This window comes from Streptomyces sp. W16, from assembly GCF_033194735.1.
GTDB lineage: Bacteria > Actinomycetota > Actinomycetes > Streptomycetales > Streptomycetaceae > Streptomyces.
Window position 1 is genome coordinate 1 of record NZ_JAWOAI010000176.1, and the last position, 17,766, is coordinate 17,766.

Consider the following 17,766-nt stretch of genomic DNA (forward strand, 5'->3'; position numbering starts at 1 on the left):
GCCCTGTCGTCGCGGCGCGCGGGCTGGGCTCCGGTGCGGTCCATGCCCGTCGGGTCGTAGCCGCGGCGCGCTTCACGGACCCCCTCGTCGTGGCGCAGGGGATCGTAGCCGCCCTGCGGTCCGGTGCCGGGTGTCTGTTCGGTGTCGCGCTGGCGGGGCAGGCGATGGGAGGCCGGGCCGTTGCCGTACGAACCGTACGCGTCCTCCGCGCCGGACCGGCCGTCCTGGTCCTGGGAGGTGTCGTCGACCCGGAACACGTTGCCGTGCCGGTCGCGGTGGATGACCTGGGCGCCCCGGAGGTGCACGAGGTTGTCCAACTCCTCGATGCGGGCGCGGAGTTCGGTGCAGCGGGCGGTGGCGCGTTCGTGGTCGTCGTGGGCCCAGGCGAGGTCGAGGCGGAGGGCGTCGGCCTCCTCCTGCGTGGTGGCGGAGGTGAGCGACCGTCCCAGTTCCGCCTGCCGTTCGGCGGCGTACTTCTGCTCGCGGAGCATCACGTCGAGCCGGTCACTGAGGGCGTCCCGGCTGCCTGGCCGGGCGTCGAACGCGGCGAGCGCCGCCGCGTGCAGGGCGCGGGCCCGTTCGTTCTCCTGGGCGGCGACACCGGGGCCGTACTCCGCCGCGAGGTCCTGGAGCAGCGCCTCCACCACGTCCCAGGGCGGTATCTCACGCCCGCCCAGGCAGGCCTGCATACCATCGGGATCGCGCTGCCAGAACACCCCGCACCAGCCACCGCCCTGGTCGAGGCGCGCCAGGAGCCGGTCGAGATAGTTAGCGAACTCCCGCACCTGTCCGGGGAGTTGATCCACAGCCATGCTCCAACTCCCGCCAGACCGGAATGCTCCAGTCCGTAGAAAACACCATTTGTGTTACGACGCGGCTACGGAAGCTTTTCGAGCCGGGCGCAGAGAGCTCGGAGCCTACGCCTCCCCGCTGTGCGTCCGCCGGGATCACTCCGTATCCGCCGTATCCACCGACCGTTTCAGGCTGCCAACGGCGCACACCTGACCACGAGTTCGTCCATGGACAGCCCGAGCGCGTCGGCAAGAGCGGCGACGGTGAAGAAGGCGGGCGTGGGAGCCCGGCCCGTTTCGATTTTGCGGAGAGTTTCCGCCGAGATGCCTGCGTTCGCTGCCACGTCCGTCATGCTGCGGCCACCGCGGGCCTCACGGAGCAACCGGCCGAGCCGTTCGCCGCGTTCACGCTCTTCGGGGGTGAGAGGGGTGCGTACCATGCCGTCATTCTAATACCGGTATAGTAATTGGCATGGTGGAACTCAAGACGGACACGTCTATCGATGCGATGTACGAGGCGGGCCAGGTCGTGGCCCGTGCCCTCACGGCCGTGCGGGACGCCGCCGACGTGGGCGTATCCCTGCTGGAACTGGACGAGTTGGCGCACGACGTGCTGCGCGCGGCGGGCGCGACCTCGCCCTTCCTCGGCTACCGTCCCTCCTTCGCGCCCACTCCGTTCCCGGCGGTCGTCTGCGCCTCGGTGAACGACGCGATCGTGCACGGCATCCCGGACGGCTACCGCCTGCGCGACGGCGACCTGGTCTCGATCGACTTCGGCGCCGAGCTGGGCGGCTGGGCCGGCGACTCGGCCATCAGCTTCACCGTCGGCACACCGCGCCCCGCCGACGTGCGCCTGATCGACACCGCCGAGCGCGCCCTCGCGGCGGGCATCGCGGCAGCCGTCGTGGGCAACCGCATCGGCGACATCGCCCACGCGATCGGCACGGTGTGCCGCACGGCCGGCTACGGCATCCCCCAGGGCTTCGGCGGCCACGGCATCGGCCGCCAGATGCACGAGGACCCGGGCGTCCCGAACGAGGGCCGCCCCGCCCGCGGCCTCGCCCTCCGCCACGGCATGGCCCTCGCGATCGAGCCGATGCTGATCGCCAGCGGAAAAGACGGCTACCACGAGGCCCCGGACGGCTGGACCCTCCGCACGAACGACGGCTCCAGGGCAGCCCACGTGGAACACACGGTGGCGATCACGGAGGACGGTCCCAGGATTCTCACGGCACGCTGAGCGCATTTAGGGGCGCGGGGAACTGCGCGACCAGCCACAACGAACCCGCACCCGCAAAACGCCCCATACCCGCACATGCCACACGCAGTGACCCGTGCCATGGTGGATTGATGACCAGCGGCTACATACCCCCCGAAAACGACCCCTTCGAAGACTTCCTGGCCCGGTTCTTCGGCGGAGCCGCGGGCGGAGCCGCCCGCCCACGCCAGGTGGACATCGGCCGTCTGCTCAGCCAACCGGCCAGAGACCTCGTCCGCGGCGCCGCCCAGTACGCCGCGGAGCACGGCAGCCACGACCTCGACACCCAGCACCTCCTCCGCGCCGCCCTGTCCGCGGAGCCGACCCGCGGCCTCCTCACCCGCGCCGGCGCGGACCCCGACTCCCTCGCCGCGGAGATCGACGAGCACTCGGGCCCGGTCCAACCCCCGGAGGGCACGTCCCTCAGCCTCACCCCGGCCGTCAAACGCGCCCTTCTGGACGCGCACGACCTGGCCCGGGCGGGCGGCGCCGGTTACATCGGCCCCGAGCACGTCCTCGGCGCGCTCGCCGCGAACCCGGACTCCGCCGCGGGGCACATCCTGAACGCGGCCCGCTACGCCCCCACGGGCCCGCCGCCCGAAGCCATGGACGGCACGCAGCCCCGCACCGACCAGCCCCGCCCCACCGGCACCCCCACCCTCGACAAGTACGGCCGCGATCTCACCGACCTGGCCCGGCACGGCCGTATCGACCCGGTGATCGGCCGCGACGAGGAGATCGAGCAGACCATCGAGGTGCTGTCCCGGCGCGGCAAGAACAACCCGGTGCTGATCGGTGACGCGGGGGTGGGCAAGACCGCGATCGTGGAGGGGCTGGCGCAGCGCATCACGGACGGCGACGTGCCGGACGTGCTGGTCGGGCGGCGGGTGGTCGCCCTCGACCTGACAGGCGTCGTCGCGGGCACCCGTTTCCGGGGCGACTTCGAGGAACGGCTGACGAACATCGTCGGCGAGATCCGCGCGCACTCGGACGAACTGATCGTGTTCATCGACGAGTTGCACACCGTCGTCGGCGCGGGCGGAGGCGGCGAGGGCGGCTCCATGGACGCCGGCAACATCCTCAAACCGGCCCTCGCCCGTGGCGAGTTGCACATCGTGGGCGCTACGACGCTGGAGGAGTACCGCCGGATCGAGAAGGACGCGGCGCTGGCCCGCCGCTTCCAGCCGATCCTGGTGCCCGAGCCGACCGTCGCGGACGCGATCGAGATCCTGCGCGGACTGCGCGACCGCTATGAGGCCCACCACCAAGTCCGGTACACCGACGAGGCGTTGGTGGCGGCGGTGGAGCTGTCGGACCGCTATCTCACCGACCGTCGCCTGCCGGACAAGGCGATCGACCTGATCGACCAGGCGGGCGCACGGGTACGGCTGCGGGCCCGCACGAAGGGCACGGACGTACGGGCCCTGGAGCGCGAGATGGAGCAGCTCTCCCGCGACAAGGACCAGGCGGCGGCCGACGAGGACTATGAGAAGGCCACCCGACTCCGGGACCGTATCGCCGAGTTGAAGGTGCAGCTGACGGAGGCCGCCGGTGAGGACACGGGCGACGAGGGCCTGCACCTGGAGGTCACCGGCGAGGCGATCGCCGAGGTCGTGTCACGGCAGACCGGTATCCCGGTGAGCAGCCTCACCGCGGAGGAGAAGGACCGGCTGCTCGGCCTGGAGGAGCATCTGCACCAGCGGGTCGTGGGCCAGGAGCAGGCGGTCCGGGTCGTGTCGGACGCGGTGCTGCGCTCCCGCGCCGGACTGGCGAGCCCGGACCGGCCGATCGGCAGCTTCCTGTTCCTGGGCCCAACCGGCGTCGGCAAGACGGAACTTGCCCGCGCGCTCGCCGAGGCCCTGTTCGGCAGCGAGGACCGCATGGTCCGGCTCGACATGAGCGAGTACCAGGAACGCCACACGGTCAGCCGCCTCGTCGGCGCCCCGCCCGGCTACGTCGGCCACGAGGAGGCCGGTCAGCTGACCGAGGCCGTACGCCGCCACCCGTACTCGCTGCTGCTGCTCGACGAGGTCGAGAAGGCGCACCCGGACGTGTTCAACATCCTGCTCCAGGTCCTGGACGACGGCCGGTTGACCGACTCCCAGGGCCGCACGGTCGACTTCACCAACACGGTGATCGTGATGACCAGCAACCTCGGCTCCGAAGCGATCACCCGGCGCGGCGCCGGTATCGGCTTCGGCCCGGGCGGCGCCGACGCGGACGAGGAGGCCCGGCGGGAACAGATCCTGCGCCCGCTGCGCGAGCACTTCCGCCCAGAGTTCCTCAACCGCATCGACGAGATCGTCGTCTTCCGCCGGCTCACCGCCGAGCAACTCCGGCTGATCACCGAGCTGTTGCTGGAACACACCCGCCGTCTCCTGCACGCGCAGGGCATCACGGTCGAGTTCACGGACCCGGCCGTCGACTGGCTGTCCCGGCAGGGCTTCCAGCCCGAGTACGGCGCCCGCCCGCTGCGCCGCACGATCCAGCGCGAGGTCGACAACCAGCTGTCGCGACTGCTTCTGGACGGCACGGTCGCGGAGGGAGGTCAGGTGACGGTGGATGTAGAGGGCGATCGCCTGGTGTTCAACAGGCAGAACCGGTCAAGCGCCCCTGCCTGAGGCGCCCCTTCAGGGGCGCGGGGAACTGCGCGACCAGCCCCCACACCCCCGCAGACTGCGAACTACGGAGCTGGATCCACCACCTGCGCGGACCCGCCACCCCGCCGCACCGTCTCCGCCGCCGCCAGCCACTTCCCACCCGGCAGCCGTTGCACACCCGTCGCCGCGCCGATCTCCGGGTTGAGAGTGAACGAGTGCCCGATGGCTTGAAGCTGGGTCTTCAAGTCGCTGTTGTAGAGCGCGGGTTCGAGTTCCGTGTTGGCCGCGTTGCGCTGGCTGGCGCGTGGTGCGGCGATCGCGTCGACGAGGGGCAGCCCCCGGTCGAGGAACTCGGTGAGGGTCTGCAGCACGGTCGTGATGATGGTCGCGCCACCGGGTGAACCGAGCGCCACGACAGGCTTGTTGTGCTTGTCGAGGACGATCGTCGGCGAGATCGACGAGCGCGGGCGCTTGCCCGGCCCTGGCAGGTTCGGGTCGTGGACGGCCGGGTTGGCCGGGGTGAAGGAGAAGTCGGTCAGCTCGTTGTTGAGCAGGAAACCGCGGCCGGGCACGGTCATCGCGCTGCCACCGGTCTGCTCGATGGTGAGCGTGTAGGAGACGACGTTGCCCCACTTGTCGGCGACCGTGAGGTGGGTGGTGTTCTCGCCCTCGTAGGTCGTCGGGGCGGCCGTCCCGGCGGCGGTGCAGGCCGTCGGGTTGCGCGGGTCGGCGGGCGCCAGCGGGCTGGTGAGCACCGCGTCGTCCTTGATGAGGCAGGCGCGCGAGTCGGCGAACTTCTGCGACAGGAGTTCCTTCGTCGGTACGTCCTCGACGGCGGGGTCGCCGACCCAGCGCCCCCGGTCCGCGAACGCGATCCGGCTGGCCTCGATGTAGTGGTGCAGGTACTGGACCTCGCTGGCCTTCGAAAGGTCCGTCTTCTCAAGGATGTTGAGCGCCTCGCCGACGGTCGTGCCGCCGGAGGACGAGGGCGCGATGGAGTAGACGCCGAGTCCGCGGTACGACGTCTTCGTGGGCGCCTGGAGCTTGGCGCGGTAGGCCGCGAGGTCCTCGGTGGACAGCTTGCCGGGGCGGGCGTTCCAGCTGGAACTCGCGTCCACCTTCGGGCTGTTCACCGTGGCGAGGATGTCCTTGCCGAGGTCGCCGTGGTAGATCGCGCCGATCCCCTTCTTGCCCAACTCCTTGTAGGTCGCGGCGAGTTCGGGGTTCTTGAAGGTCGAGCCGACGACCGGGAGCGCGCCGCCCGGCAGGAACAGCTTGGCGGTGTCGGGGAAGTAGCGGAAGCGGGTCTCGTTCGCCGCCGTCTGGGTGCGGAAGGTGTCGTCGACCGTGAAGCCGTCGCTCGCGATCCGCTCGGCGGGCTTCAGCACCGTGCCGAGCTTCTTGCTGCCCCACTGGTCGAGGGCCGTCTGCCAGGTGGCGGGTGTGCCCGGGGTGCCGACGCTGAGGCCGCTGCTGACGGCGTCGGCGAAGGCGAGGGCCTTGCCGTTCTCCACGAAGAGGTTGGAGTCGGCGGTCAGCGGCGCGGTCTCGCGGCCGTCGATGGTGTGCACCGTACGGGACTTGGCGTCGTAGTAGACGAAGTAGCCGCCTCCGCCGACACCGGAGGAGTAGGGCTCGGTGACGCCGAGCGCGGCGGCGGTGGCGACTGCCGCGTCGACCGCGTTGCCGCCCTTCTTCAGGACCTCGATACCGGCGGCGGTGGCGTCCGCGTCGACGCTCGCGACCGCGCCGCCGTAGCCGACGGCGACCGGAACCTTCGTCGGTGTGCTGGTCGTTGCTGCCGGTGGGGCCGCGGCCCCGACCGACACGACGGCGGCCGAGACCGCCAGGACCGACAGTTTCCGTGCCACAGGGCGACGCATCCGTACCTCCAGTCCAGAACCGTCCGCGCAGCGTATCCACCTGGCACGTGCCCCGACAGACCGCTTCCGGCCGCCGCCACACGAACGTCACACGTCGAACACCGGTACGTACCAGTCACGTCGGGCCGCTAACATGCGCGCCCATGAATGACGACGTGCGCAACATCGTTCTGGGCGTGGCCGCCGCCGGCATCAGCGCCGCGCTCGGCTGGCTGGCCCGCACCTATCTGTGGAAGCGCAAACTCCGGCGCAAGCAGGCGTTCTTCGGGCTGCCCGACAACTCCGAGTCGCTGCTCGTGGTCAACCGCGAGGCAGGCGGCGCCGAACTCTCCGTGATGCGGCACGACGTGTTCGCGCTCCTCGAACTCGCCGCCCTGATCAAGGACTGCAACGCGCACGCCCAGGTCGTCGCGCACGACGCGGCCCAGCAGGGGTTCGGCGAGCGCACCGAGTTCTGCGTGGGCGGCCCGGCCTCCAACCGCCGGATGGCCGCGCATCTGGCGTCCCTGCTGCCCGGCATCCGCGTCAACGTCGACGCCGAGCCGGGACCGGACCGGGGCGCGTTCCAAATAGGCAGCGAGCGCTACCGACTTGAGCCCGGCAAGGGCGAGTACGTGCTCCTGGCCCGCCTCACCGCCGGTCAACTCGGCGGTGCGCGACCGGTGTTCCTCTTCTGCGGCCAGCGCGCGATCACCAACCAGGCGGCGACCCGCTATCTCGCCCGCAACCATGAGAAGTTGGCCCGCAAACACGGCGGCAACACCTTCGTGCTGCTGCTGAAGGTGGTCAACTCGCAGGCGTACGGCCCCGATGTGGTGGAGCTGGTGGCGGACGTGACACGGGCGGCGGAAACGCCGCTGCCTGCACCGGCACCACGAAGTTCGCACCGCGCCTCCTGAGTTCGCACACACGTCAACAATCGTTACTGGCACGTAACTTACCCACGGGTTACCTCAGGTAAAGGGCTGCGGTTACCGTCGGGTCACTTTGCATTGACACGTGTGAGGAGTGACCCGTGCGAACCCATCGCCAGGCCCTGCGTACGACCGCCGCGGTCGCCGTCTCCGCGACTCTCGTCGCCGGAGGCGTCCTCGGGCTCGCCCCCGCCGCCCAGGCCGCCACGAACGGCGTCCGCTTCGTCGACATCACCGGCGACGGCGGTACGACGCTCGCGGCGAACGTCGTCACGCCCGCGGGCGCCGACGGCTCGCACCGATACCCCCTGCTCGTCATGCCCACGAGCTGGGGATTCCCCCAGGTCCAGTACCTCGCGCAGGCCCAGAAACTCGCCGACTCCGGCTATGTCGTGGTGGCTTACAACGTCCGCGGCTTCTGGCAGTCCGGCGGCGGCATCGAGGTCGGCGGCCCGGCCGACGTGGCCGACGCGTCCAAGGTGATCGACTGGGCGCTCGCCAACACCCCGTCCGACGCGGGGCACATCGGCATGACGGGCGTGTCGTACGGCGCCGGCATCAGCCTCCTCGCCGCCGCACACGACAAGCGGATCAAGGCAGTTGCCTCGCTGAGCGGCTGGGCCGACCTGATCGACTCGATCTACTCGGGCCGCACCGAACACTCCCAGGCGACCGCCCTGCTGGACGGCGTCGGCCTCGTCACCGGGCGCCCGAGCGCGGAGACGAGCCAGGTCTTCAAGGACTTCCTCGCCTCCGATCTGTCCAAGGAACAGGAAATGATCGACTGGGGGAAGGTGCGCTCTCCCGCGACCTATGTGGACCAGATCAACAAGAACGGCGCGGCGATCATGCTCGCCAACGCCTGGGGCGACACGATCTTCCCGCCCAACCAAATCGCCGATTTCTATGGGAAGTTGAGCGGTCCCAAGCGGCTGGAACTCCGTCCCGGCGACCACGCCACCGCCGAGCTGACCGGCCTGTTCGGGCTGCCCAACGACGTGTGGACGGACACCGAGCGCTGGTTCGACCACTACCTCAAGGGCGAGGACAACGGGATCAACCGCGAAGACCCCGTGGAGCTCAAGTCCCGTTCCACGGGCGGCTACGAGGGCTATCCGGACTGGAAGTCGGTCGGCACGACGCGCAAGAAGATCGACCTCGCGGGCACGACCACCATCCACACCAACGTGGACTCGGGCGCCGACGGCGGGATCGTCTTCCTGTCCAGCATCCTCGACCAGGTGGCGCAGGTGCCCCCGGTCGCGTGGGTCCCGCTGCTGCCGCGCCACTGGGCTGCCGTATGGCAGTCGGGGAAGTACGCGAGCGCCCAACAGGTGCGCGGCACCGTGAAGTTGCATACAACGGTCATGGACACCAAGGAGAGCGGCACCCTCGTCGCGTACCTCTACGACGTGGGCCCGCTCGGCCTCGGCAAGCTGGTCAGCAACGCGCCGTACACCTGGCACGGGCAGACGCCCGGCCAGCCGTTCGGTGTGGACCTGGAGTTGTTCTCCACGGCCTACGACGTCCCGGCAGGGCATCGTCTCGCCCTGGTCGTCGACACGGTCGACCCGCTCTACATCGAGCACAACCCGTCCGGCGCGCAGCTGACCTTCTCCTCGCCTGCGAACGACCCGTCGTACGTGTCGATCCCGCTGCGCGAGCAGTGATCTCCGGCTGCTGCCGGCCGGGCAAGTGCCCTCTCGACTACTGCACCCGCGGCAGCAGCGTCCCTGGTTCCGCCGGGGCCACGTCCACGGCCCCGGTCTTGGGACTGCGCTGCTCCCGACGGGACACCCATCCGGCGAACCACGAGAGCAGCATGCACATCCCGATGTAGATCGGCGAGATCACCATCACCACGGGGATGAACGGCAAATCGTAGTCGAGGTTCGACGCGATCAGCTTCCCGGCGTGGAGAAACTCCTCATAGGTGATCAGATAGCCCAGCGAGGTGTCCTTCAGGGCGACCACCAGCTGGCTGATGATGGCGGGCAGCATGGCCCGTACGGCCTGCGGTACGAGGACGTACGACATCACCTGGGTCTTGCGCAGGCCGAGCGCGAACGCGGCCTCCCGCTGGCCGCGTTCGACGCTGTTGACGCCGGAGCGGAAGACCTCGGCGAGCACCGAGCCGTTGTAGAGGGTGAGGCCCGCGACCAGCGCGGGCAGCGGCTGCACCTTTAGCGCCACGAAGATGAAGAAGATCATCACCAGGACGGGCATGGCGCGGAAGAACTCCACGACGAGCGTGGACAGCCAGCGCACGGGCCGGTGGTCCGAGAGGCGTCCCACCGCCAGCAGGGTGCCAAGTGCCAGCGACAGTACGGCCGCGAACCCGAAGGCCTTCAGCGTGTTGCCGAGGCCGCGCAGCAGCAGTTCCTGAATTCCCTTGTACTCGAAGGGCATCCACTTCGTGTACGTGAACTGGTCGGTGTCGAACAGGAGATAGAGGATCCAGCCGATCAGCGCGAGGATGACGACCGTCGAAGCGATGCCGTAAAGGCGGTGCCGTTTGCGGGTCTTGGGGCCCGGGACGTCGTAGAGGGCGTTGGCGGTGGTCATCGGGCGACTCCCCACTTCCTCTCCAGCACGTTGAACAGCGCGCTGATGGCGAGGGTGATGATCAGGTAGCCGAGGGCGATCCAGACGAAGGTCCAGACGATGTTGTAGCCGAGTTCGCTCAACGTCCGGTAGGTGCCGAGGAGTTCGGTGACGCTGAACGCGCCCGCGATCGCCGAGTTCTTGGCGAGCGCGATGAGTGTGGAGCCGACCGGCGGGATCACCGACCGGAACGCCTGCGGCAGCACGACCAGGCCGAGGCTCTGCCCGAAGGACATCCCGAGGCTGCGGGCCGCCTCCCCCTGCCCCCTGGGCACGGTGTTGATGCCGGAGCGCAGCGCCTCGCAGATGAACGCCGAGGTGTAGCAGCCGAGCGCGAGAACCGCGAACACCTTGAAGGGCAGCACGAGTCCGAAGCGCGGCAGGCCGAGCAGCACCGCGAAGAACAGCAGGGTGAGCGGGGTGTTGCGCAGCACGGTGACCCACACCGTGCCGAACACCCGTAGCGAACCGACGGGGGCGACCCGGAAGGAGGCCATCAGGAAGCCGAGGACGAGCGCCAACACCGAGGCGTAGACGGTGAGTTCGACGGTGCCGAGGAAGCCGTCGCCGAAGGTCGAGAAGTTGTCTGTCAGTACGTTCACGTCTGCCTCCCTCAGCTCGCCGGGTAGCGGTCGATCGCGGGCGGGGTGGGCGCGGGCACTCCGGACAGGCCGAGCGTCGCCTCGTACGCCTTCTTCCAGTCGCCGTTCTTCTCACGGGCCTCCAAGGCGTCGTCGAGGGCGAAGCGCAGGGCGTTGTCGCCGTGCGGGACACCGATGCCGTACGGCTCCTTCGAGAAGGGCTTGCCGACGACCTTGAGCTGGTCGGGGACCTTCGCCGCGTAGCCGATGAGGATCGCGTCGTCGGTGGTGACGGCGTCGACCTGATAGGTGAGCAGGTTGTCGACGCAGACCGAGTACGTGTCGTAGGCGACGAGTTGGGCCTTCGGATAGTCGTCCTTGATGCGCTGGTACGGCGTGGAGCCGGCCGCCGAGCAGACGCGTTTGCCGGCGAGGTCCTGCGGGCCGTGGATGTCGTGCTCGTCGGTGCGGACAAGCAGTGACTGGCCGGCCATGTAGTAGGGGCCGGCGAAGCCGACGAGTTTCTTGCGCATGTCGTTGATGGTGTAGGTGCCGACGTAGTAGTCGATCTGGCCGTTCTGCAGGGCGGTTTCGCGGTTGGCGGAGGCGATCGTCCTGAAGTGGATGGTCTTCGGGGCGAAGCCGAGGGAGGCCGACATCATCTTGGCGATCTCGATGTCGAAGCCGGAGTAGGTGCCCGTCGCGGGGTCCTTCTCGCCGAGGTAGGGCTGGTCCTCCTTGGCGCCCACATTGAAGTAGCCGCGCTTCTTCGCCCGCTTCCAGGTCTTGGAGTCGGGGAGCTGAAAGCCCTGTGCCACTTGGTAGTTGGGGAGTTTCTCGGCGGCCGGGCCCTTGACGGGCGGGCTGCCCGCCTTGCCGCAGGCGGTCGCGAGCAGCGCGAGGATCAGCACCAGGAGCACACGGGTCGTACGGAACATGGATCGCACTCCCCCGCTCAGTGCTTGAGGATCTTGGACAGGAAGTCCTTGGCCCGGTCGCTGCGCGGGTTGGTGAAGAACTCCTCGGGGGTGCGGTCCTCGATGACGCGGCCGTCGGCCATGAACACGACTCGGTTGGCGGCGGAGCGGGCGAAGCCCATCTCGTGGGTGACGACGACCATGGTCATGCCGTCGTGGGCCAACTGCCGCATGACTTCGAGGACTTCGTTGATCATCTCCGGGTCGAGGGCCGAGGTCGGCTCGTCGAAGAGCAGTGCCTTGGGTTCCATGGCGAGGGCGCGGGCGATGGCCACGCGCTGCTGCTGGCCGCCGGAGAGCTGCGCGGGGAACTTGGGTGCCTGCGAGGCGAGGCCCACGCGGTCGAGGAGTTCGAGGGAGCGCCGGTCGGCGTCGTCCCGCTTGCGCTTGCGGACCTTGATCTGGGCCAACGAGACGTTCTGCAGCACCGTCTTGTGGGCGAACAGGTTGAAGGACTGGAAGACCATGCCGACTTCGGCGCGGAGCCTCGCGAGGGCCTTGCCCTCCTCGGGCAGCGGCTGCCCATCGAGCTCGATCGTCCCGGACTCGATGGTCTCCAGCCGGTTGATCGCCCGGCACAGCGTCGACTTTCCCGACCCCGAAGGGCCGATGACCACGACCACCTCCCCCTTGCCGACGGTGAGGTTGATGTCCTGAAGGACATGCAGCTCCCCGTAGTACTTGTTGACGTCACGCAGTTCGATCAACGGATCGACGGCCATGCCCAGCCCTACTCACTCTCAGCTGTGTCGTGGTTGCCGCAAACTATCCACACAAGACCGGAGTTAACGCACGACACGCACTTTTCGGGCATTAGCCGTATTTACGCCCCTCTTACTCTTCGGCGACCTCCGCGTACAGCTGCGAGAGCTCGGGCACACCGCTCGCGGCCCACTCATGACCGGAGGCCACGACGTCGAACTCGCGCCCGGAGACCAGCCGTACGACGGGCTGGCCGTCCGGCCGGATCTCCCAGACGGCACCCGGCACCGTGCGCACGATCACGGTCCCCAGATACAGACCGGCGTCGTTGCCGAGCCAGGACACGGTCTCCTCGTCGTCCCGCCAGCGCGGCACCAGCTGGTCGAGTGCCTCCAACGAGCTTGCGGAGTCGTCGAGTTGGATACCCTCCCGGGCCGCGAGCGAGCGGAGCAGCTCGCACTCGGCCAGCAACTCGGCGATGCCCTCGGCGTCGTGGATACGGTGCTTCTCGGCCCGGTCGCCCAGGAAAGGGATGTTCATACATACAGCGTGTCATTCGTACCGCCGTACGCACCACAGGGCGTCGCCGGTGGCGTGTCAGCACCCCGGCCGGAAGGGGGAAAGCCCCTCTCCCGAGCGCGGGTTGGCCGGATGGTGGGCACGATGTCCTGTTCGTACGGTCGCAGTATGAATCGGACAGGCAAGATGATCGTGATGTCGTCGGTCGCCGCAGCCCTGGTGGTGAGCGGTTCGGTGTCCGCGGATGCCGTAGGAGCGGGCACCGTTCCGGCCGCGTCAGCGCACGGAGTGCCCGATACGGCACGGGGGCGGTTGGTGTCGGTGGTGCAGCTGCGGACGCTGTCCGCGCGGCAGGTGGCCGCCAAGCTGAAGAGCGACGAGGACGGCCCGGCCTGGGACACGGGGACCGTCCGCTACGGCGTTGACACCTACCGCGTGGTCTACCGCACGGTGGACGCCAAGGGCCGGCCGACCACCGCGAGCGGGCTGCTGGCGTTCCCGCGCGGTGGTGAGCGGCGGCTGCGGACGGTGTCGTTCACGCACGGCACCGAACTCTTCAAGGGCGATGTCGCCTCGGTGTCGACCGAGGTGTGGGGCCAGGCGCCCGCCCTGACCTACGCGTCGGCGGGCTTCGCCGTCGTACTCCCGGACTACCTGGGTCTCGGCCTCGGCCCCGGACCCCACCCGTGGATGGACGTGCCCTCCGAGACGACGGCCGCGCTGGACCTGCTGCGGGCCGCGGACTCCTTCGCGCCCACGGTGGGGCGGCAGTTGGGGCACGAGGTGCTGGTCACCGGCTTCTCACAGGGGGCGTCGGCGGCGCTGGGGCTGGCGCGGGCCCTGCAGGAGGGGGCCGATCCCCGTTTCCGGGTCGAGGCGGTGGCACCGATCAGCGGTGGGTACGCCTTCCGGGACGTGGCGCTCCCGTCCCTGCTGGACGGCCGGGCGGACCCGAAGGCCGGCGTGATCTACGCCGCGCTGGCACTGGTCGCCTTCAACCGGCTCCATCACGTCTACGACAGCCCCGGCGAGGTCTTCCGGGCGCCGTACTCCCGCACGATCGAGGGCCTGCTGGACGGCACGCACACCGGGCAGGAGGTCGTGGCCAATACCCCGGACACGATCGACGGGCTGCTCACCCGGCACGGGCGGGCGCTGCTCGCGCACCCGACGGGCGGACTGGCCGCCGCGCTGCGGATCACCGACGGGGTGTGCACGGGCTGGACACCCCGGATGCCCATGCGGCTGTACTACGCCGAGGGCGACGAACAGGCCGTGAACGGGAACAGCGAGCACTGCCAGGCGTCGTTCCGGGCCCGGGGCGTCGAGGTGCCTCTCGTCGACCTCGGCACTCCGGACTACGGCGGCTCGCGCCATCTGGGATCCCAGCAGGCGGCGACGGGGGCCGTCGTCCGGTGGTTCGCCTCGCTGGGCTGAGCGGGCGGGGCGTCCCGGTCAGACGTCCAGGTCGACGACCACCGGCGCGTGGTCCGAGGCGCCCTTGCCCTTGCGCTCCTCGCGGTCGACGTAGGAGTCGGTGACGGCCTTCGCGAACGGCTCGTTGCCGTAGACGAGGTCGATGCGCATGCCCCGGTTCTTCGGGAAGGCGAGCTGGCGGTAGTCCCAGTACGTGTACGGGTGGTCGTACTTGAGGGGGCGCGGGACCACGTCCGAGAGGCCCGAATCGCGCAGGGCGGTGAGGGCGGCGCGCTCGGCCGGGGTGACGTGGGTGAGGCCCTCGAAGGCGGCCACGTCGAAGACGTCGTCGTCCGTCGGCGCCACGTTGTAGTCGCCGAGCACCGCGAACGGGCGGCTGCCCTGCGCGTCGCCGGCGACGGCCGCCTTGAGGGCCTCGAACCACTGGAGCTTGTACGCGTAGTGGGGGTGGTCCACTTCGCGGCCGTTGGGCACGTACACCGACCAGACGCGGACCGGTCCGCAGGTCGCCGCGACGGCGCGGGGCTCCTGGACGCCGTCGTAACCGGGGTCCCCGGGGAGGCCCTTGACCACGTCGTCGAGCCCGACCCGGGAGAGCACCGCCACGCCGTTCCACCGGCCGGTCGCGTTGACCGCCGCTTCGTAGCCCGCCGCGCGCAGTTCGTCGAACGGGAACTGTGCCTCGGCCAGCTTGGCCTCCTGGAGGCACAGCACGTCGGTGCCGCTGCTCTCCAGCCAGGCCAGGAGCCTCGGCAGACGGGCGGTGATCGAGTTCACGTTCCAGGTCGCGATGCGCATGTCCCACAACCTACCGGGCGGCACTGACACTCAGACCGAGGCGCTGTCCCCGGGCGCCAGCCGCAGGTGCTCCGCGCCGCCGAGCGCGCCGATCTGCATGTCGTAGATCGGGCGGGCGAGGTCCGTGAGGAGGGCGTCGTGGATGTCGTAGGCGCGCTGCGGCTTGACCTCGCGGACGTAGTCGATGACCTCGGAGATCTTGCTCCAGGGGGCCATGACCGGGAGGAGCAGGGTCTCGACGGTGTGGTCGGGGACCGTGAGGGCGTCGCCCGGGTGGAAGACGCGACCGTCGTCGACGAGGAAGCCGATGTTGGTGATGCGCGGGATGTCCGGGTGGATCAGGGCGTGCAGTTCGCCGTGGACCTGGACGTCGAATCCCGCCGCCGTGAAGGTGTCGCCGTGGCCGACCGTGTGCACGCGGCCCGGGAACGCGGCGGACAGCTGGTCGGCGACCGACTTCAGGGTCCAGATCTCGGCGGCCGGGTTGGCCTCCAGGCCGGCCCGCAGACGATCCTCGTTGAAGTGGTCGAGGTGCTCGTGGGTGACCAGGATCGCGTCCGCGCCGACCGCGGCGTCCTCCTCGGTGAAGGTGCCCGGGTCGATGACGAGGGTCCGGCCGTCCTTCTCCAGACGGATGCAGGCGTGCGACTTCTTGGTGAGCGTGGTGAGCGTCATGGGTCCATCCTGCCGCTGCCCGGCTCCGGGCGGGCAGCCGAGGCTGGTGCTTTCGGTACCGGTCTGAAGATCACTCCGTGGGGGTCGTCTCCTCGCGGATGACCTGCTGGGCGACCTTGAAGGCGCTGTTCGCCGCGGGCACTCCGCAGTACACGGCCGCCTGCAGCAGCACCTCCTTGATCTCGACCGGGGTGAGGCCGTTGCGCAGCGCCGCCCGGGTGTGGAAGGCCAGCTCGTCCAGGTGGCCGCCCGCGACCAGCGCGGTGAGGGTGACGCAGCTGCGCGAGCGCCGGTCGAGGCCCGGCCGGTCCCAGATCTCGCCCCACGCGTACCGGGTGATGAACTCCTGGAAGTCCCCGGAGAACTCGTCCGCCTGCGCCAGCGCCCGGTCCACATGCGCGTCGCCGAGCACCTCCCGGCGGACCTTGATCCCGGCGTCGTAGGGGTCCGGACGGCCCATGACCTGCGGTGGTACGGGCGGCGGCGGCGCGATCTCGGCAATGGGCACGACCTGTTGCGGGGCGGCGAGGACCGGCCGGACCGGGACCGCCGCGATGGCGACCTGCCCGGTGGAGTGGTCGTAGGCCGGCTGCCAGGCGGTGGAGAAGTGCCGGAGAAGGAGGTCCGTGACGGCGGCGGGCTGCTCGACCGGGACCAGGTGCGAGGCGCCGGGTACGACCGCGAGGCGGGCGTCCGGGATGCCTGCGACCAGGGTGCGGGCCTCGGCGGGGCCGGTGACCTGGTCGTCCGAGCCGACGAGGACGAGGGTCGGCACGCCGATGCGGGCGAGTTCGGACCGTACGTCGAACGCGGCCAGCGCCTCGCACGCGGCGATGTAGCAGCCGGGGTCGGTGGTGCGCACCATCTGTACGGCCCACTCGGTGATCGCGGGCTGCGCGGCGGCGAAGCCGCTGGTGAACCAGCGGTCGGGCGACATACGGGCGATGGGGTCGAGCCCGTTGGTGCGCACGATCACCCCGCGCTGCCGGAATTCGTCCGCCGTGCCGAACCGGGGCGAGGCGGCGATCAGCCCCAGCGAGGCCACGCGCTCCGGGTGGCGCAGTGCCAGTTCGAGACCGACCGCGCCGCCGAGGGCGCAGCCCGCGTAGCCGAAGCGCTGCACGCCGAGCGCGTCGAGGGTGGCGAGCAGCCGGTCGGCCAGGTCGGAGACCGAGCCGGTCGGATGCGCGGGCGAACCGCCGTGGCCAGGCAGATCGAACCGGAAGACCCGCCACTGCTTCGCCAGCTCGGGCACCTGACGGTCGAACATGTGCCACGTCGTCCCGAGGGAGGGCCCCAGGATGAGAACCGGGGCGTCTTCTGGGCCGTCGAAGCGGTACTGGAGGGCGGGGCTGTTGTTCATGTCGCTCACCGCTCCAACGTAACCGCCGTTTCTTACGGCCCGGCTGTGGGGCCCCCGGTCTCCCCACCCGGCTCCCACACTTCGGTGGGGAACCCTCACATCGCCTTCACCGCGCATCGGGGGGCTGTGGCGCAGGGCACTCCCTGGTGGCGCGGTGGGTGCTCGGTGGTGGTCGTCGGCGGGTCAGAGGTCGCCGGGCGCGCCCAGGCCCGTGAGGGCGCCGACCGGGTCCAGGTCGGGGGTGCCTCGGGGCCACCAGTCGTCATGGCCGGGTTCCGACTCGTAGGCATACCACAACCCGTCGCGGCCCAGGCGGAGTTGGACATGGCCGTGGGGGTGGGTGAGGTGGTTGTGCCAGGGGCGGAAGGCCGGGAGGTCGGCGGCGAGGAGCAGCGGGCGTGCCCGGTCGAAGCGGCCGGCCGGCGGATCCCATGGCTCTTCGAGGACCGCGAGCCCCTCGATACCGCCCTGCCGCCAGGCGGCCACCGCACGCGCCAGCTCACCCGGGCTGCGTTTGGTGGCCCTGGCGAGGGAGGCGTAGAGGGAGCGGGTGGTGGCGGTCAGCCCCGAACCCGGGCGGGCGGCGGCGAGCCGTACCGCGTCCTGCCACAGGGTCAACTCCCCGACCGGATCCCGACCGGTGCTGAGCAGCGCGTGTGCGCGG

Annotated in this window: 15 protein-coding genes and 2 pseudogenes; 5 read left to right on the forward strand and 12 right to left on the reverse strand. The window is 70.0% G+C overall.

Annotated elements, in window-relative coordinates:
* Together R6V09_RS23450 and R6V09_RS23455 are read right to left on the reverse strand one after the other, a co-directional pair.
* Positions 1-689, reverse strand: a pseudogene (locus R6V09_RS23450) (hypothetical protein); the annotation flags it as partial.
* A gap of 290 nt (positions 690-979) precedes the next feature.
* Positions 980-1,231 carry a helix-turn-helix domain-containing protein gene (locus R6V09_RS23455; protein WP_317883403.1) on the reverse strand — a complete coding sequence of 84 codons (252 nt, stop codon included), beginning with the start codon at positions 1,229-1,231 and terminating at the stop codon, positions 980-982.
* A gap of 32 nt (positions 1,232-1,263) precedes the next feature.
* Here R6V09_RS23455 and map point away from each other — a divergent pair, with 32 nt between their 5' ends.
* Both map and R6V09_RS23465 read left to right on the forward strand, forming a co-directional pair.
* Positions 1,264-2,031 carry a type I methionyl aminopeptidase gene (gene map, locus R6V09_RS23460; RefSeq protein ID WP_317883404.1) on the forward strand — a complete coding sequence of 256 codons (768 nt, stop codon included), beginning with the start codon at positions 1,264-1,266 and terminating at the stop codon, positions 2,029-2,031.
* Positions 2,032-2,141: 110 nt separating this feature from the next.
* Positions 2,142-4,670: an ATP-dependent Clp protease ATP-binding subunit gene (locus tag R6V09_RS23465; RefSeq protein WP_317883405.1), complete on the forward strand. Its 2,529-nt coding sequence runs from the start codon at positions 2,142-2,144 to the stop codon at positions 4,668-4,670.
* A 62-nt stretch (positions 4,671-4,732) separates the two neighbouring features.
* Here the strand turns inward: R6V09_RS23465 and ggt are convergent, their stop codons facing one another.
* On the reverse strand, positions 4,733-6,532 hold the full coding sequence (ggt, locus tag R6V09_RS23470; RefSeq protein WP_317883406.1) for a gamma-glutamyltransferase: 1,800 nt from the start codon (positions 6,530-6,532) through the stop codon (positions 4,733-4,735).
* 143 nt (positions 6,533-6,675) lie between these two features.
* Here ggt and R6V09_RS23475 point away from each other — a divergent pair, with 143 nt between their 5' ends.
* On the forward strand, positions 6,676-7,431 hold the full coding sequence (locus R6V09_RS23475) for a hypothetical protein (protein WP_317883407.1): 756 nt from the start codon (positions 6,676-6,678) through the stop codon (positions 7,429-7,431).
* 116 nt (positions 7,432-7,547) lie between these two features.
* Positions 7,548-9,116 (forward strand): CocE/NonD family hydrolase, encoded by a 1,569-nt coding sequence (locus tag R6V09_RS23480; protein ID WP_317883408.1) that lies wholly within the window; start codon positions 7,548-7,550, stop codon positions 9,114-9,116.
* Between the two features lie 37 nt (positions 9,117-9,153).
* Here R6V09_RS23480 and R6V09_RS23485 read toward each other — a convergent pair whose 3' ends face one another.
* From R6V09_RS23485 to R6V09_RS23505, 5 genes are all read right to left on the reverse strand, one after another.
* On the reverse strand, positions 9,154-10,011 hold the full coding sequence (locus tag R6V09_RS23485; protein WP_317883409.1) for an amino acid ABC transporter permease: 858 nt from the start codon (positions 10,009-10,011) through the stop codon (positions 9,154-9,156).
* Positions 10,008-10,652 carry an amino acid ABC transporter permease gene (locus tag R6V09_RS23490; protein ID WP_317883410.1) on the reverse strand — a complete coding sequence of 215 codons (645 nt, stop codon included), beginning with the start codon at positions 10,650-10,652 and terminating at the stop codon, positions 10,008-10,010. Before R6V09_RS23490 ends, R6V09_RS23485 begins: the two co-directional genes overlap by 4 nt.
* A gap of 11 nt (positions 10,653-10,663) precedes the next feature.
* Entirely contained in the window at positions 10,664-11,569 is a 906-nt protein-coding gene (locus R6V09_RS23495) for a glutamate ABC transporter substrate-binding protein (RefSeq protein ID WP_317883411.1), read from the reverse strand.
* A 17-nt stretch (positions 11,570-11,586) separates the two neighbouring features.
* On the reverse strand, positions 11,587-12,330 hold the full coding sequence (locus R6V09_RS23500) for an amino acid ABC transporter ATP-binding protein (RefSeq protein WP_317883412.1): 744 nt from the start codon (positions 12,328-12,330) through the stop codon (positions 11,587-11,589).
* Between the two features lie 112 nt (positions 12,331-12,442).
* A complete protein-coding gene (locus tag R6V09_RS23505; RefSeq protein ID WP_317883413.1) occupies positions 12,443-12,850 on the reverse strand; it encodes a DUF6278 family protein in 408 nt (135 codons plus the stop codon).
* Between the two features lie 147 nt (positions 12,851-12,997).
* On the opposite strand from R6V09_RS23505, the gene R6V09_RS23510 reads away from it, so the two are divergent.
* Positions 12,998-14,266 carry a lipase gene (locus tag R6V09_RS23510; protein WP_317883414.1) on the forward strand — a complete coding sequence of 423 codons (1,269 nt, stop codon included), beginning with the start codon at positions 12,998-13,000 and terminating at the stop codon, positions 14,264-14,266.
* An 18-nt stretch (positions 14,267-14,284) separates the two neighbouring features.
* Here R6V09_RS23510 and R6V09_RS23515 read toward each other — a convergent pair whose 3' ends face one another.
* The 4 genes and pseudogenes from R6V09_RS23515 to R6V09_RS23530 form a co-directional block, all read right to left on the reverse strand.
* Positions 14,285-15,064 carry an exodeoxyribonuclease III gene (locus R6V09_RS23515; RefSeq protein WP_317883415.1) on the reverse strand — a complete coding sequence of 260 codons (780 nt, stop codon included), beginning with the start codon at positions 15,062-15,064 and terminating at the stop codon, positions 14,285-14,287.
* 30 nt (positions 15,065-15,094) lie between these two features.
* On the reverse strand, positions 15,095-15,739 hold the full coding sequence (locus tag R6V09_RS23520; RefSeq protein WP_317883416.1) for an MBL fold metallo-hydrolase: 645 nt from the start codon (positions 15,737-15,739) through the stop codon (positions 15,095-15,097).
* 70 nt (positions 15,740-15,809) lie between these two features.
* Complete coding sequence (gene pcaDC / locus R6V09_RS23525) at positions 15,810-17,102, reverse strand: bifunctional 3-oxoadipate enol-lactonase/4-carboxymuconolactone decarboxylase PcaDC (protein WP_317883417.1); 1,293 nt, start codon at positions 17,100-17,102, stop codon at positions 15,810-15,812.
* A 183-nt stretch (positions 17,103-17,285) separates the two neighbouring features.
* Positions 17,286-17,766, reverse strand: a pseudogene (locus R6V09_RS23530) (hypothetical protein); the annotation flags it as partial.

What these genes read in the sequence shown, in the direction of transcription:
- R6V09_RS23455 (WP_317883403.1), bottom strand. Translation starts at nt 1,231, where the DNA reads ATGGTACGCACCCCTCTCACCCCCGAAGAGCGTGAACGCGGCGAACGG.
- map (WP_317883404.1), top strand. Translation starts at nt 1,264, where the DNA reads ATGGTGGAACTCAAGACGGACACGTCTATCGATGCGATGTACGAGGCG.
- R6V09_RS23465 (WP_317883405.1), top strand. Translation starts at nt 2,142, where the DNA reads ATGACCAGCGGCTACATACCCCCCGAAAACGACCCCTTCGAAGACTTC.
- ggt (WP_317883406.1), bottom strand. Translation starts at nt 6,532, where the DNA reads ATGCGTCGCCCTGTGGCACGGAAACTGTCGGTCCTGGCGGTCTCGGCC.
- R6V09_RS23475 (WP_317883407.1), top strand. Translation starts at nt 6,676, where the DNA reads ATGAATGACGACGTGCGCAACATCGTTCTGGGCGTGGCCGCCGCCGGC.
- R6V09_RS23485 (WP_317883409.1), bottom strand. Translation starts at nt 10,011, where the DNA reads ATGACCACCGCCAACGCCCTCTACGACGTCCCGGGCCCCAAGACCCGC.
- R6V09_RS23495 (WP_317883411.1), bottom strand. Translation starts at nt 11,569, where the DNA reads ATGTTCCGTACGACCCGTGTGCTCCTGGTGCTGATCCTCGCGCTGCTC.
- R6V09_RS23500 (WP_317883412.1), bottom strand. Translation starts at nt 12,330, where the DNA reads ATGGCCGTCGATCCGTTGATCGAACTGCGTGACGTCAACAAGTACTAC.
- R6V09_RS23505 (WP_317883413.1), bottom strand. Translation starts at nt 12,850, where the DNA reads ATGAACATCCCTTTCCTGGGCGACCGGGCCGAGAAGCACCGTATCCAC.
- R6V09_RS23510 (WP_317883414.1), top strand. Translation starts at nt 12,998, where the DNA reads ATGAATCGGACAGGCAAGATGATCGTGATGTCGTCGGTCGCCGCAGCC.
- R6V09_RS23515 (WP_317883415.1), bottom strand. Translation starts at nt 15,064, where the DNA reads ATGCGCATCGCGACCTGGAACGTGAACTCGATCACCGCCCGTCTGCCG.
- R6V09_RS23520 (WP_317883416.1), bottom strand. Translation starts at nt 15,739, where the DNA reads ATGACGCTCACCACGCTCACCAAGAAGTCGCACGCCTGCATCCGTCTG.
- pcaDC (WP_317883417.1), bottom strand. Translation starts at nt 17,102, where the DNA reads ATGAACAACAGCCCCGCCCTCCAGTACCGCTTCGACGGCCCAGAAGAC.